The sequence below is a fragment of the Pseudomonas sp. 15C genome, from assembly GCF_055484735.1.
Genome location: NZ_JBUDGD010000029.1, coordinates 51,933 through 66,358, shown reverse-complemented (window position 1 = coordinate 66,358; position 14,426 = coordinate 51,933). Strand labels below are relative to the sequence as shown.

General features: G+C 60.4%; 12 protein-coding genes. 6 read left to right on the top strand and 6 right to left on the bottom strand.

Going from position 1 to position 14,426, the window contains the following annotated elements; translation table 11 throughout:
• A partial coding sequence (locus tag ACYYKW_RS16200) for a glycosyltransferase family 4 protein (protein ID WP_464990543.1) occupies nucleotides 1–1,123 on the top strand: 1,123 nt, incomplete at its 5' end.
• Nucleotides 1,124–1,242: 119 nt separating this feature from the next.
• On the opposite strand, the gene ACYYKW_RS16195 is transcribed toward ACYYKW_RS16200, so the two are convergent.
• The 3 genes from ACYYKW_RS16195 to ACYYKW_RS16185 all read right to left on the bottom strand — a co-directional run bounded on the left by ACYYKW_RS16195 (nucleotide 1,243) and on the right by ACYYKW_RS16185 (nucleotide 3,592).
• Nucleotides 1,243–2,346: an NADH:flavin oxidoreductase gene (locus tag ACYYKW_RS16195; RefSeq protein WP_464990542.1), complete on the bottom strand. Its 1,104-nt coding sequence runs from the start codon at nucleotides 2,344–2,346 to the stop codon at nucleotides 1,243–1,245.
• A 155-nt stretch (nucleotides 2,347–2,501) separates the two neighbouring features.
• Nucleotides 2,502–2,984, bottom strand: coding sequence for a glutathione peroxidase (locus ACYYKW_RS16190; protein ID WP_093104640.1), 483 nt, complete (start codon nucleotides 2,982–2,984; stop codon nucleotides 2,502–2,504).
• Nucleotides 2,985–3,106: 122 nt separating this feature from the next.
• Nucleotides 3,107–3,592: an FKBP-type peptidyl-prolyl cis-trans isomerase gene (locus ACYYKW_RS16185; RefSeq protein WP_090281801.1), complete on the bottom strand. Its 486-nt coding sequence runs from the start codon at nucleotides 3,590–3,592 to the stop codon at nucleotides 3,107–3,109.
• Here ACYYKW_RS16185 and ACYYKW_RS16180 point away from each other — a divergent pair.
• From ACYYKW_RS16180 to ACYYKW_RS16170, 3 genes are read left to right on the top strand one after another with little or no spacing between them, the layout of a single operon-like run.
• Nucleotides 3,561–3,887: a DUF3565 domain-containing protein gene (locus ACYYKW_RS16180; RefSeq protein WP_464990541.1), complete on the top strand. Its 327-nt coding sequence runs from the start codon at nucleotides 3,561–3,563 to the stop codon at nucleotides 3,885–3,887. The two genes, ACYYKW_RS16185 and ACYYKW_RS16180, sit on opposite strands and share 32 nt — an antisense overlap.
• 51 nt (nucleotides 3,888–3,938) lie before the next feature.
• On the top strand, nucleotides 3,939–6,038 hold the full coding sequence (gene pta / locus ACYYKW_RS16175) for a phosphate acetyltransferase (protein ID WP_093104641.1): 2,100 nt from the start codon (nucleotides 3,939–3,941) through the stop codon (nucleotides 6,036–6,038).
• Nucleotides 6,039–6,944: an acyltransferase gene (locus ACYYKW_RS16170; RefSeq protein ID WP_093104644.1), complete on the top strand. Its 906-nt coding sequence runs from the start codon at nucleotides 6,039–6,041 to the stop codon at nucleotides 6,942–6,944.
• Nucleotides 6,945–7,138: 194 nt separating this feature from the next.
• On the opposite strand, the gene cysN is transcribed toward ACYYKW_RS16170, so the two are convergent.
• From cysN to ACYYKW_RS16155, 3 genes are all read right to left on the bottom strand, one after another.
• Nucleotides 7,139–9,037, bottom strand: coding sequence for a sulfate adenylyltransferase subunit CysN (gene cysN / locus ACYYKW_RS16165; RefSeq protein ID WP_093104650.1), 1,899 nt, complete (start codon nucleotides 9,035–9,037; stop codon nucleotides 7,139–7,141).
• A gap of 9 nt (nucleotides 9,038–9,046) precedes the next feature.
• Nucleotides 9,047–9,964 (bottom strand): sulfate adenylyltransferase subunit CysD, encoded by a 918-nt coding sequence (cysD, locus tag ACYYKW_RS16160; protein WP_007912374.1) that lies wholly within the window; start codon nucleotides 9,962–9,964, stop codon nucleotides 9,047–9,049.
• 248 nt (nucleotides 9,965–10,212) lie between these two features.
• Nucleotides 10,213–10,971: a Nif3-like dinuclear metal center hexameric protein gene (locus ACYYKW_RS16155; RefSeq protein WP_336354890.1), complete on the bottom strand. Its 759-nt coding sequence runs from the start codon at nucleotides 10,969–10,971 to the stop codon at nucleotides 10,213–10,215.
• Nucleotides 10,972–11,074: 103 nt separating this feature from the next.
• Between ACYYKW_RS16155 and algW the strand changes: the two genes are divergently transcribed.
• Entirely contained in the window at nucleotides 11,075–12,232 is a 1,158-nt protein-coding gene (gene algW / locus ACYYKW_RS16150) for a Do family serine endopeptidase AlgW (protein ID WP_090281796.1), read from the top strand.
• An 88-nt stretch (nucleotides 12,233–12,320) separates the two neighbouring features.
• Nucleotides 12,321–14,426 (top strand): TonB-dependent siderophore receptor, encoded by a 2,106-nt coding sequence (locus ACYYKW_RS16145; protein ID WP_464990540.1) that lies wholly within the window; start codon nucleotides 12,321–12,323, stop codon nucleotides 14,424–14,426.

Here is a 14,426-nt window from a genome sequence, read left to right as displayed (position 1 = left end):
CAACGGCGTGGCCAATACCCTTGGCCGCTTGTGCGAGGGCTTGCGCGCCCGCGGGCATCAGGTCGAGCTGGTGCGGCCACGGCAGGCCTGTGATCCGCAGCGCAGTGAGGATGCGGCGTTGCTGTTGTGTCGCGGCTGGCCACTGCCGGGATATCAGGGGCTGCAATGGGGTCAGTCGTCGATGCACAAACTGCTGCGCCGCTGGAAGCGCCAGCGGCCGGACGTGTTGTACATCGCCACCGAAGGCCCGCTGGGTTTGTCGGCGCTGCGAGCGGCACGGCGCCTGGGCATTGCGGTGGTCAGCGGCTTTCATACTAATTTCCAGCAATACACCAGCCAGTACGGCCTCGGTTTGCTGACCCGGATGCTCACACATTATCTGCGCTGGTTTCACAACCGCTCGGCGTTGACCCTGGTGCCCAGTGTCAGTCAGCGGCTGGAACTGGAACGACGGCATTTCGAGCGCTTGGCGTTGCTGTCGCGGGGCGTGGACAGCCAGTTGTTCCATCCGAGCAAACGGCTGAACGCACTGCGTGAGCAATGGGCACTGTCCGAGCGCGACATTGCCGTGATTCACGTAGGACGGCTCGCGCCTGAAAAGAACCTTGGTCTGCTCAAACGTTGCTTCGAACAACTTCGGGCAAGTTATCCACAGCGCAATCTGAAACTGATCATCGTCGGCGACGGACCGCAACGTGCAGCGCTGGAGAAGGATTTGCCTGAGGCGATTTTCTGCGGGGCGCAGCGCGGGGAAGCGCTGGCCGCGCACTATGCGTCAGGCGATGTATTTCTGTTTCCCAGTCTGACTGAAACCTTCGGCAATGTCGTACTCGAAGCACTGGCCTCGGGACTGGGCGTGGTGGCCTACGATCAGGCAGCCGCGGCGCAGCATATTCGCCATGGTTACAACGGCGTGTCGGCGATGCCCGGCGATGAGCAGGCGTTTTGCGAGGCGGCGATGTGGTTGCTGGAAGAAGATGAGCGGTTGCGCTGTGTGCGGCTGAATGCGCGACAACATGCGAGTCGCCAGGGTTGGGGCGCAATCATCGAGCAGTTTGAGGGACATTTGCGCGGGGCTTGTCTGGGGGAGCAGGTAGTGCCGGATGCGCAGACCCTGCCTTGAATTTGTGCTGACTTGTAGACCGCTATCGCGAGCAGGCTCACTCCTACAGGGGGTTGTGTTGTGAACACGATCCCCTATGGGAGCCAGCCTGCTGGCGATGAGGCCCTGTCGGGGGCCGTTTAAACCAGCGTCATCAACGCCTCACGGCTGAACGGCAAAATATCCTGCTCACGCCCTTCGCGAACCTTCTGCGCCCAGTCCGGATCGACCAGCAGCGCACGGCCCACCGCCACCAGATCGAATTCTTCTTTGTTCAAACGCTCCAGCAGGTTTTCCAGGCTGGCCGGCTGCGCGACCTTGTCGGTGTTGACCATGAACTGCAAAAACTCGCCATCCAGACCGACACTGCCTACGGTGATGGTCGGTTTGCCGGTGAGTTTGCGCGTCCAGCCGGCCAGGTTCAGGTCGGAGCCGTCGAATTCCGGCTCCCAGAAACGCCGCGTCGAGCAGTGGAAAATATCCACGCCGGCGTCAGACAACGGTTTGAGGAATTCACCCAGCGCCTCCGGTGTTTGCACCAGGCGTGCGGTGTAATCCTGCTGCTTCCACTGCGAAAAACGGAAGATGATCGGGAAGCCCTCGCCGACCGCGGCGCGCACCGCTTGAATCAGTTCGATGGCGAAACGCGAACGGTTGGCCAGGCTGCCGCCGTATTCGTCAGTGCGCTGGTTGCTGCCTTCCCAGAAAAACTGGTCGATCAGGTAACCGTGGGCGCCGTGGATCTCGACGCCGTCCATGCCGATGCTTTGCGCATCTTTAGCTGCCTGGGCGAATGCGGCGATCACTTCCTGAATGTCTTGTTTGGTCATGCCGTGCACCACGACCTGACCATCCTTGAGCTTTTCCGACGGGCCGTAGCCCGGCACGCTGGCGTCTGGCTCGGTGCCGATGCGGCGCACGCTACCCACATGCCACAGTTGCGGAACGATCTTGCCGCCTTCGGCGTGGACCGCATCGACGACTTTTTTCCAGCCGGCCAATGGCGCTTCACCGAAGAACTGCGGGACGTTGGGATAACCGTTGGAGGCGATGTGGCCGACCGTGGTGCCCTCGGTGATGATCAGGCCAACCCCGGCTGCCGCACGGCGACGGTAGTATTCGATAACTTTAGAGTTCGGCACACCGCCTGGGGAAAACGAGCGGGTCATCGGCGCCATGACCACACGGGTCGGCAGTTCGAGGGCACCGAGGTGGAACGGTTTGAACAAGGCTTGAACGGGCATCGAAAGGCTCCACGAAAAGATCGTCAGGTCACGAATTCATATGACGGCGATAATATGCTCGCGCAGCCTGATCCGACACCACTATTGATCTGAATGATTAAAGGTCAAAAGCCAGGCAAAAAAAATCGCAGCCGGTTGGCTGCGATATTTATGGTTCAGCTCAACGCTTTCTCGATCGCGGCAATCACGGTTGGATCATCCGGTGTCGTACGCGGCGAGAACCGCGCCAGGACGCGGCCATCCTTGCCGAGCAGAAATTTTTCGAAATTCCACGTGATGTCGCCAGGAAATTCAGCGCCCTCGCCCGCCAGCAGACGGTACAACTGATGACGCTCGTGGCCGTTGACTTCGAGCTTGCTCGACAACGGAAACGTCACGCCATAGTTGAGGCTGCAGAATTCCTGAATCTCTTGCTCCGAGCCCGGTTCCTGTCCGGCAAACTGATTGCACGGCAGGCCCAGCACGCTGAAGCCTTTGCCTTTGTATTGCTGATAAAGGTTTTCCAGCGCCGCGTACTGAGGGGTCAAGCCGCATTTGGAGGCGACGTTGACCACCAGCACGACTTGGCCCTTGAACGGCGCCAGCGGTAGCTCCTGACCATCCAGGGCTGTCAACTTAAGGTCGTGAAAAGCACTCATGACGAACTCCAGGATTCTCTGTTCTTCTCGAAACAGCCACTTGGCGTGGCCACCAAGGACAGCCGCGGACTAAAAAGGCGCCCGCAGGCGCCTCTCCAGTACTCGAAGCTTAGCGCAGAAAATCAGTGGTGATGGCCACCTTCGCCATGGACGTGGCCATGAGCGATTTCTTCCTGGCTGGCGTCACGGATGTCGACGATCTTCACCTGGAAGTTCAGACGCTGGCCGGCAAGCGGGTGGTTGCCATCAACCGTTACGTCGTCGCCGTCGAGGTCACGGATGGTCACGATCTGCATCTGGCCGTCCGGCGCCGAAGCGTGAAACTGCATGCCGACTTCCAGCTCGTCGACGCCTTCGAACATGCTGCGGCTCAGGGTGCTGACCAGCTCGGCGGCGTATTCGCCGTAAGCGTCTTCCGGCTCGACGGCTACTTTCAGCTCGTCGCCGACAGCCTTGCCTTCCAGGGCTTTTTCCAGGCCCGGGATGATGTTGCCTGCGCCTTGCAGGTAAACCAGCGGAGCGCCGCCGGCGGAGCTGTCGATGACCTCACCAGCGTCGTTGGTCAGGGTATAGTCGATGGAGACAGCCTTATTGGCGGCGATCAGCATGGGGCGAGACCTTTTGCATAAGAATATAGAAAGGCCAAGTTTAGCGAAGCAATCGCACGAAAGCGAACACAACCCGGACAAACGGGTTTCGACGATCACAGGCTTTCATCAGGACGAAGAGGGTCATTGGGTGGTCGAACTTTCCTGTGGCCACACCCAGCACCTGCGTCACCAGCCGCCGTGGCAATCGCGGGCGTGGGTGCTCGACCCGGCGCAACGTATTGAAAAAACAGGTCAACCTTTTGCCTGTGGCTGGTGCGCACAAGGCTCGGTTAGCGATAACCTTGGCGACTGAATTTCGGTAGTCGGCCAGCCATAGGCCGACACCCTTGCATAGAGAATTCCCATGCAAACTTTTTTTATCGCCCCCACCGATTTTGGCGTGGGTCTGACCTCCATCAGCCTCGGGCTGGTTCGTACGCTTGAGCGCGCGGGGCTTAAAGTCGGTTTCTTCAAACCGATCGCCCAGCCGCACCCCGGCGACACTGGCCCGGAGCGCTCCACCGAGCTGGTGGCGCGCACCCATGGCCTGAAACCGCCGCAACCCCTGGGCCTGGCGCACGTAGAGCGGATGCTCGGTGACGGCCAGCTCGACGAACTGCTCGAAGAAATCATCACCCTGTATCAACAAGCGGCGGTCGGCAAAGACGTGCTGGTCGTTGAGGGCATGGTGCCGACCCGCAGCGCCAGTTATGCCGCGCGGGTCAATCTGCACCTGGCCAAGAGCCTCGATGCCGAGGTGATTCTGGTTTCGGCACCGGAAAACGAAGTGCTGGCCGAACTGTCCGGCCGCGTCGAGTTGCAGGCGCAATTGTTCGGTGGCCCGAAAGACCCGAAAGTGCTCGGCGTTATCCTCAACAAGGTCAAGACTGACGAGAGCATGGAAGCTTTTGCCGCGCGCCTGAAAGAACACTCGCCGTTGCTGCGCAGCGGTGATTTCCGCTTGCTCGGCTGCATCCCGTTCCAACCGGAACTCAACGCGCCGCGCACCCGCGACGTTGCCGATCTGATGGGCGCGCAAGTGCTCAATGCCGGGGACTACGAAACCCGGCGCATGAGCAACATCATTATTTGCGCGCGGACCATGCGCAACACTGTCGAGCTGCTCAAGCCCGGTGTACTGGTGGTGACGCCGGGCGATCGCGACGACATCATCCTTGCCGTCAGCCTTGCAGCGATCAACGGCGTGCCGCTGGCCGGGCTGCTGCTGACCAGCGACACCCTGCCCGATCCGCGCATCATGGATCTGTGCCGTGGCGCATTGCAGGCCGGCCTGCCGGTGTTGTCGGTGAGCACCGGCTCCTACGACACCGCCAACCTGTTGAATGGCCTGAACAAGGAAATTCCGATCGACGACCGCGAGCGCGCCGAGATCATCACCGATTTCGTCGCCAGCCATCTCGACGCCAACTGGCTGCACCAGCGTTGCGGCACGCCGCGTGAGATGCGTCTGTCGCCGGCAGTGTTCCGCTATCAGCTGATACAACGCGCGCAAGCGGCCAACAAGCGCATCGTCCTGCCCGAAGGCAGCGAGCCGTTTACCGTGCAAGCGGCGGCGATCTGCCAGGAACGCGGGATCGCCCGTTGCGTGTTGCTGGCCAAGCCCGAAGACGTCGAAGCGGTGGCGCGCGCGCAAGGCATCGTCTTGCCTGCCGGGCTGGAGATACTGGATCCGGACCTGATTCGCGAGCGCTACGTCGAGCCGATGGTGGCCCTGCGCAAGACCAAGAGCCTCAACGCGCCGATGGCCGAGCAGCAACTGGAAGACACCGTGGTGATCGGCACCATGATGCTTGCGCTGGACGAGGTCGACGGCTTGGTATCCGGGGTGATCAACACCACCGCCAACACCATCCGCCCGGCGCTGCAACTGATCAAGACTGCGCCGGGCTGCACCTTGGTGTCGTCGGTGTTTTTCATGCTGTTCCCGGAAGAAGTGCTGGTGTACGGCGACTGCGTGATGAACCCGCATCCGAGCGCCAGCGAACTGGCCGAGATCGCCCTGCAAAGCGCTGACTCCGCCGCGGCGTTCGGCATCACGCCGCGCGTGGCGATGATCAGCTACTCCAGCGGCGAATCGGCCAGCGGCGAAGAAGTCGAGAAAGTCCGCGAAGCGACCCTGCTCGCTCACGAGCAACAGCACTCGCTGCTGATCGACGGCCCGCTGCAATACGACGCTGCCGCCAATGCCGAAGTGGCCCGTCAACTGGCGCCGAACAGTCAGGTTGCCGGGCGCGCCACGGTGTTTGTGTTCCCGGATCTGAACACAGGCAACACCACGCACAAAGCGGTGCAACGCAGCGCCGATTGCGTCAGCCTCGGGCCGATGCTGCAAGGCCTGCGCAAACCGGTGAACGATCTGCCGCGCGGCGCGCAAGTCGATGACATCGTCTACACCATCGCGCTCACCGCGATTCAAGCCGCCAACCGACCTATGGATGTGTAAATGCTGGACTTTCTCCCTGCACCGCTGCGTGGCGTAATCGCCTCGCTGCTGTTGGCGCTCAATACGATTTTGCTGTGCTCGTTCCTGTTCTGCGTGGCGCTGGTCAAGGCGTTGCCGTTTGCCTTGACGCAACGCATCGCCGGCTGGCTGATGAGCCACACTCACGAGGCATGGATCAGCAACAACAAGGGCTGGATGAACCTGGTCCGGCGCACTCGCTGGCACATCAGCGGTCTGCAAGGTCTGGACTATCAGCATTCGTATCTGATCACCAGCAATCACCAGAGCTGGGTCGATATTCTGGTACTGCAATACGTGCTCAACCGGCGGATTCAGCCACTGAAATTCTTCCTCAAGCAAGAGCTGATCTGGGTCCCGGTGATCGGTCTGGCGTGGTGGGCGCTGGGCTTTCCGTTCATGAAACGCTACTCCAAAGCCTACCTGGCCAAGCACCCGGAGAAAAAAGGCAAAGACCTGGAAACCACGCGCAAGACCTGCGCGAAATTCCGCAATAACCCGGTGGGCATTTTCAACTTCGTCGAAGGCACGCGTTTCACCGAAGGCAAGCATGCGCAGCAGCAATCACCGTTCAAATACCTGCTCAAGCCGAAGGCCGGCGGGATCGCCTTTGTGCTGGACGCGATGGGCGAGCAACTGGAATCGATCGTCAACGTGACCATCCACTACCCGGCCGGACGCCCGGGGTTCTGGGACTTGCTCAGCGGCAATGTGCGCGATGTGGTGGTGCACTTTGAAGAGCTGAAAATTCCACCGGCCTTCATCGGCAAGAACTACGACCAGGACGGCGAGTATCGTTTGCAGTTTCAGGGCTGGATCAATCAGCTGTGGCTGGACAAGGATGCGTTGCTGGAGCAACTGCACCGCGAATATCCCGACCGCCGCTAACCCCCTGCAGGAGTGAGCCTGCTCGCGATAGCGGTGGATCAGCCACCATCGATGTTGATTGACGCACCGCTATCGCGAGCAGGCTCACTCCTACAATCGACCGGGTTGACCCGAATAAAAAAGCCCGCCGATGACTGCTCATCGGCGGGCTTTTTCTTGCAGCTCGAAGCTAAAAGCTCGCCGCTGTTTTTTGCTTAGATCGCGCCGCGTTTACGCAGCAGCTCCAGCACTTGCTTGACGCTGTCTTCCAGACTCAGCGACTGCGTGTCGATCACCAGATCGGCATTCAACGGCACGTCGTACGGGAAGGATTCGCCCGGGATGTTGTCACCGCCAGCAGCGTACAGACCTTGCGGGTCACGCTCAGCGCAAACAGTTGGCGAAGCCTGCACATAGACCGTCAACAAACGATCCTTGCCGATCAGTTCCCTGGCCTGCTCGCGGCCTTCGGCACTCGGCGCAACGAACGCAGCCAGGGTCAGCAAGCCCGCTTCGTTGAACTGACGCGCCACATGCGCGGCACGCCGCCAGTTCTCGGTACGGCCGGCACGGTCCTGTGGCAGACCTTTATTAAGGTCATGCCGCAGGTTCTGCCCGTCCAGCACAAATACCGCGCGCCCCATGTCGAACAGCTTGCGCTCGACCGCATACGCCAGGGTGCTCTTGCCCGCGCCCGACAGGCCGCTGAACAACACCGTAGCCGGTTGCTGGCCGAAGCGCTGAGCACGTTCTTCAGTAGCAACGTGGGCCAGTTTGCCGTGGTGCGTGGCGGTGCCGTGCGCAACTGGTTGGGCGACGATCATGCCGGCGCCGACGGTGCCATTGGTCAACCGGTCAATGACGATGAACGCGCCGGTGGTGCGGTTGCTGTCGTAACCGTCGAGGGCGATCGGCGCGTCGAGCGCAATCTTCACCTTGCCGATTTCGTTGAGCTGCAACGCGCTCGCCGGGCCTTCTTCCAGAGTGTTCACGTCGACCTTGTTGACGATGCTGGCGATCGAGCCCGGCACGTAACTGGTGGCGCGTTTGATGTCGTACTTCTTGCCCGGCAGCATCGGCTCTTCAGCCATCCACACCAGCATCGCTTCGAAGCTGTCGGTGACCGGCGGCACGTTGTCGGCATGCACCAGCAGGTCGCCACGGGAAATGTCGATTTCGTCTTCCATGGTCAGCGTCACCGCTTGACCAGGACCGGCATGCTCCAGCTCACCTTCGAAGGTGACAATGGATTTGACCCGGCTGCTCTTGCCCGACGGCAACACGACGACTTCGTCGCCCTTGTGCACGATGCCGCTGGCCAGCGTGCCGGCGAAACCACGGAAGTTCAGGTTCGGCCGGTTGACGTACTGCACCGGGAAACGCAGATCGCTGAAATTGCGATCGCCCGCGACTTCCACGGTCTCGAGGATTTCCATCAGCGACTGACCGGTGTACCACGGCGAGCGCTCGGACTTGTTCACCACGTTGTCGCCCTTGAGGGCCGACATCGGCACGAAGTGCATGCTGGTCGGCTTCATCTTCAAGCCTTCGGCGAACTTCAGGTAATCAGCCTTGATCGACTCGAACACACCCTCGTCGAAGTCCTTCAAGTCCATCTTGTTGATGGCGACGACGATGTGTTTGATGCCCAGCAGCGATGCAATGAAGCTGTGGCGACGGGTCTGGGTCTGCACGCCGTAACGCGCGTCGACCAGAATGATCGCCAGGTCACAGGTGGACGCACCGGTGGCCATGTTGCGGGTGTACTGCTCATGGCCGGGGGTATCGGCGATGATGAATTTGCGTTTGGCAGTCGAGAAATAGCGATACGCGACATCAATGGTGATGCCCTGCTCACGCTCGGCCTGCAAACCGTCGACCAGCAGCGCAAGGTCAATGTCGTCACCGGTGGTACCGACTTTCTTCGAGTCGCGGGTAATCGCTTCGAGGTGATCCTCGTAGATCATTTTCGAGTCGTGCAGCAGGCGCCCGATCAGGGTGCTCTTGCCGTCATCGACGTTACCGCAGGTCAAAAAGCGCAGCAGCTCTTTACGTTCGTGCTGGCCCAGGTAGGCGAGGATGTCCTCGCTGATCAAATCAGATACGTGCGACATGACAGCCCCTTAGAAATAGCCTTGACGTTTTTTGTCTTCCATCGAGCCTGCGCCATCGTGGTCGATGACCCGGCCCTGGCGCTCGGAAGTTCGCGTCAGGAGCATTTCCTGAATGATGTCCGTGAGGCTTTCGGCCTCGGACTCCACGGCGCCCGTCAACGGGTAGCAGCCAAGGGTGCGGAACCGCACTTTCTTTTTGACGATGCGCGCCTTGTCCTCATCGGACAGGTGCTCGAGGATGCGCTCGTCGTCGATCATGATCAGTGTGCCGTTCTTCTCGATCACTTCGCGCTCGGCGGCGAAGTACAGCGGCACGATCGGAATGCCTTCGAGGTAGATGTACTGCCAGATGTCCAGTTCGGTCCAGTTCGACAACGGGAACACACGAATGGATTCGCCCTTGTTGACCTTGCCGTTGTAGACGTTCCACAGTTCCGGGCGCTGGTTTTTCGGGTCCCAGCGGTGCTTGCTGTCGCGGAACGAGTAGACGCGTTCTTTGGCGCGGGATTTCTCTTCATCACGACGCGCGCCGCCGAATGCTGCGTCGAAGCCATGCTTGTCGAGGGCCTGTTTCAGACCTTCGGTTTTCATGATGTCGGTGTGCTTGGCGCTGCCGTGGGTGAACGGGTTGATGTTCTGCGCCACGCCATCGGGGTTGATATGGGTGATGAGGTCCAGGCCCAGTTCTTCGACCATCTTGTCGCGGAACTTGTACATTTCCTGGAATTTCCAGCGGGTGTCGACGTGCATCACCGGAAACGGCAGTTTGCCCGGGAAGAACGCCTTGCGTGCCAGGTGCAGCATCACGGCGGAGTCTTTACCGATGGAGTACAGCATCACCGGGTTGTCGAACTCGGCGGCCACCTCGCGGATGATGTGGATGCTTTCCGCCTCCAGCTGTTTCAGATGCGTCAGTTTGTCGACCATGGCTACTCACGAAAGCTTTCTTATGAACGGCCAGCGGGCCGTGTTCGAGCGGGGAATCCTAGCACAGCGACCTCTTCTAATCAGGACGCCTACTAGAACGAAAGGGCATATGAATATGCCTGCCAGTTCGGCCGATGAACCCCTGTAGGAGTGAGCCTGCTCGCGATAGCGGTGAGTCAGTCGCCGCTATGTCGGATATGACAACGCTATCGCGAGCAGGCTCACTCCTACAGGGGAAACGCGGTGTGTCAGATCGGGTTGGGGCAATCGATGAAGATGTGTTCGAGGGCGAAACGTTTCGCCAGATAATCGCCCAGCGCCTGCACACCGTAACGTTCGGTGGCGTGGTGGCCGGCGGCGATGAAGCTGATGTCGTTTTCGCGGGCACTGTGAAAAGTCTGTTCGGAGGCCTCACCGCTGATGAACAGATCGACACCCGCGGCAACGCCCTGATCGATGTAACCCTGGCCGCCACCGGTGCACCAGCCGACCCGGCGAATCATCCCGCTGCCTTCGATCAACAGCGGCTCACGGCCCATCACCTCTTGAACCCTGCGGGCGAAATCCCGCGCCGTCATCGGTTCATTCAGCGAACCGACCAGACCGACGACTTTCGGATTGCTCGGGTCCAGCGGCCCCTCGACGGTGATGTCGAGCTGACGCGCCAATTGCACGTTGTTGCCGACGTCCGGGTGCAGATCCAGCGGCAAGTGATAGGCGAGCAAACTGATGTCGTGCTTGAGCAGGGTTTTCAATCGACGTTGTTTCATCCCGGTGACGCAGGGGTTTTCGCCCTTCCAGAAATAACCATGATGCACCAGGATCAGATCCGCCTCGGCCTCGACGGCGGCATCGAGCAACGCCTGGCTGGCGGTGACGCCGCTGACGATGCGCATCACTTGCGGACGACCTTCGACCTGCAAACCGTTAGGGCAATAATCGGCGATTTTCGCACTGGCCAGGTAACGGTCGGCTTCTTCGACGAGGGTGCTGAGGGCAACGGCCATGAAAGACTCCTAAATATCCCGTTCAGAGGCACGCGCGGCCTCGTATAATGCGCGACATTATGGGCGGTCTGACCCCGCCTGCAACTTTTCCAGGACGTGCTTAATGCTCAAGGCGCTGCGTTTTTTTGGCTGGCCGCTGCTGGCCGGTGTGCTTATCGCTCTGCTGATTATTCAGCGTTACCCCGAGTGGGTCGGGCTGCCGAGCCTCGACGTCAACCTGCAACAGGCGCCGCAGACCACCAGCGTGCAGCAGGGGCCGGTGTCCTACGCCAATGCGGTTTCCATTGCCGCACCGTCGGTGGTCAATCTGTACACCACCAAGGTCATCAACAAACCGGCGCATCCGCTGTTCGAGGATCCGCAGTTCCGGCGCTTCTTCGGTGACAACTCGCCGAAACAGAAACGCATGGAATCGAGCCTCGGTTCCGGGGTGATCATGAGCCCGGAAGGCTACATCCTGACCAACAACCACGTCACCAGCGGCGCCGACCAGATTGTCGTGGCGCTCAAGGACGGCCGCGAAACCCTCGCTCGCGTGATCGGCAGCGACCCGGAAACCGATCTCGCGGTATTGAAGATCGACCTGAAAAACCTGCCGGCGATCACCGTCGGCCGCTCCGACAACATCCGCATCGGTGACGTCGCGCTGGCCATCGGCAACCCGTTCGGCGTCGGCCAGACCGTGACCATGGGCATCATCAGCGCCACCGGGCGTAACCAGTTGGGCCTGAACAACTACGAAGACTTCATCCAGACCGATGCGGCGATCAATCCGGGCAATTCCGGCGGCGCACTGGTGGATGCCAACGGCAACCTCACTGGCATCAACACCGCGATCTTTTCCAAATCCGGCGGCTCGCAGGGCATCGGTTTTGCGATCCCGGTGAAGCTGGCGATGGAAGTGATGAAGTCGATCATCGAGCACGGCCAGGTCATTCGTGGCTGGCTGGGCATCGAAGTGCAGCCGCTGACTCAGGAACTGGCCGAATCGTTTGGTTTGTCCGGGCGCCCGGGCATTGTGGTAGCGGGGATTTTCCGTGACGGTCCAGCGCAGAAAGCAGGCCTGCAACTGGGCGATGTGATTCTGAGTATCGATGGCGAGCCGGCCGGTGATGGCCGCCGCTCGATGAATCAGGTGGCGCGGATCAAGCCGACTGACAAGGTCACGATTCAGGTGATGCGCAACGGCAAAGAGTTGAAGCTCACCGCTGAAATCGGCCTGCGTCCGCCACCGGCTCCGGTGAAAGAAAAAGAAGAATAGAACTTTATTCGCGCCAATGGCGCGAATAACAGACATTCTCAAAAGGCATGTTATATTGTTTCAATTCTAGCAATTGGAACAATATAACATGCCGTCTCGCAAAAAGGCCTCGCTGCTCGGCCTGACCCTTGGCTTGCTCTGCGATCCCGCTTTCGCCGATGAACCGCAGTCCCTTGAGCTGGAAGCGATCAGCGTCGTTTCCGACTTTGAATCGCCTACCGGCCCCGTCAAAGGCTACCGCGCTACCCGCTCCTCCAGCGCAACCAAAACCGACAGCGCGATCCGCGATATCCCGCAAGCCATCAGCGTCGTACCGGCCAGTGTGCTCAAGGATCTGGGCAGCAGCAGCGTCGAGCGGGCGCTGGATTTTGCCGGCGGCGTGTCGAAGCAGAACAACTTTGGCGGCCTGACGCTCTACGAATACAGCGTGCGCGGCTTCACCACGTCGGAGTTCTACAAGGACGGCTTCAGCGCCAATCGCGGCTACCCGAGCACACCGGACGCCGCCAATATCGAGCGTATCGAAGTGCTCAAAGGCCCCGCCGCCAGCCTGTATGGCCGGGGCGATCCGGGCGGCACGGTGAACATCGTTACGAAAAAGCCGCAGCCCGAAGCGTTTACCACCCTGCAGACCAGCGCCGGTAGCTGGGATCGCTATCGCACCGCGCTGGACGTCAACACCCCACTCGATGCGCAGGGCGATGTACTGTCGCGAATCAACCTCGCGGTCGAAGACAACCAAAGCTTCCGCGACCACGTCGACAGCAAGCGCGTGTTTGTTGCGCCCTCGATCAGTTGGCAATTGAGCCCGGACACCTCGCTGCTCGTAGAGAGCGAGATCGTCCGGCACAGCTCGACCTTCGATCGCGGCATCGTCGCGCCGAACAACAAATGGAGCGGTGTCTCGCGCTCGACTTTCCTCGGAGAACCTAACGACGGCAACATCGACAACCACAACAATCTGCTGCAGGCGACCCTTGAGCATCACCTGAACGACAACTGGAAACTGCGCCTGGCCAGTCATTACAAGGAAGGCGAACTCTGGGGCGACGCCTCGGAACAACGGGCGCTGAACGCCGACGGCCACACCGTCAACCGCCGCTATCGCGAGCGCGACACCCACTGGCACGACAGCATCACCCAACTGGAATTGCGCGGCCTGTTCGACCTCGGTCCCTGGCAACACGAATTGCTGATCGGTACCGAGTATGAAAACTTCCGCAAGAACGAACGCGTCACCACCCTCGCTGGCGGCCCCTACGCCATCGACATCTATAACCCGGTCTACGGCCAGCCAAAACCCAACGGCGCCCGCTCGGGCACTGACTTCTTCGAACACGTCGAAAGCCATGCACTGAATGTGCAGGACCAGATCATTTTCACCGACAAGCTGCGCGGAATGATCGGCGCGCGCTTCGAACATTTCGATCAGCACATCGACGACCACAGCCGCAACGCGACCAGCAGCCAGCGTCACGACGCCCTCACCCGACGCGCGGGCCTGCTCTATCAACTGACGCCGAACACCGGCCTGTTCGCCAACGCCTCGACCTCGTTCAAACCGAACAACGGCCTTGACGCCGCCGGCAAATCATTCGACACGGAAGAAGGCGTCGGCTACGAGATCGGTATCAAGAACGAATTGTTCGACGACCGCCTGAGCAGCACCCTCGCCTTCTTTCACATCGACAAGGAAAACGTTCTCGCGCTCGACCCGGCCACCGACACCAGTCGCGCCATGGGCAAAGCGCGCAGTCAGGGCTTCGACTGGCAGGTGACCGGGCAGGTGACCGATGCGGTGCGGGTCATCGGCGCGTTCGCCTACATCGATGCCGAAGTGACCAAGGGCGACGCGACGATTCCCACCGGTAGCCGCATCCTCGGCGTCGCCAAACGCAGTGGCAGCCTGCTCGGCGTGTATGAATTTCAGGATGGCCATCTGCGCGGCTCGGACCTTGGCGCAGCGTTCACGTATGTCGGCGACCGCTCGGGCGAATCCGGCAGCGACTTCGAATTGCCGGCCTATCACACCGTCGACCTGCTGGCCCATTACAAGGCCAGCGACAACGTCACGGTCGGCCTGAACCTGAACAACCTCTTCGACGAAAAGTATTACGAGCGCTCCTACAGCAACTACTGGGTCAACCCCGGCGAGCCGCGCAACTTCACCGTCAGCCTGACACTCAACCTGTAA